At 37.3% G+C, this 453-nt stretch carries 1 protein-coding gene; it reads left to right on the top strand.

Annotated features, from left to right (window positions below; genetic code table 11):
- Positions 1-31 precede the first annotated feature (31 nt).
- Positions 32-453 (top strand): dTDP-4-dehydrorhamnose 3,5-epimerase (gene rfbC / locus E1176_RS00170; RefSeq protein WP_155208581.1); only part of this gene is annotated, 422 nt, incomplete at its 3' end.

Below are 453 nucleotides of genomic sequence, written 5' to 3'. Positions count from 1 at the left end.
GGTACATTTACTTTAGCACAAAAAAGAGCTTATGACATTTAAAGAAACCGAGTTTGACGGTTTATTCGAAGTAATTCCCCAAAAGCACGGAGACGATCGGGGATATTTTTTGGAGACCTACCATAAAGAAAAGTTTTCCGATGCAGGCATTAACTATGATTTTCTTCAGGACAATCAGTCCTTTTCTGTAAAAAACACGCTACGCGGTTTACACTTACAAAGACCACCTCATCAGCAGGTAAAATATGTCAGAGTTTTAAAAGGTAAGGTTTTAGATGTGGTTGTTGACCTTAGACAAGAGTCTAAAACCTTCGGTAAATATTATTCCAAGGTATTATCCGAAGAAAACCAACATGGGCTAGTTGTACCAGGAGAATTTGCACATGGTTTCCTGGCATTGGAAGATTCAGTTTTTTGCTATAAATGCAGTAATCTATACAACAAAGCAAGTGA

The organism is Fulvivirga aurantia (genome assembly GCF_009711475.1).
GTDB lineage: Bacteria > Bacteroidota > Bacteroidia > Cytophagales > Cyclobacteriaceae > Fulvivirga > Fulvivirga aurantia.
This window is presented reverse-complemented; position numbering and strand designations above follow the sequence as displayed.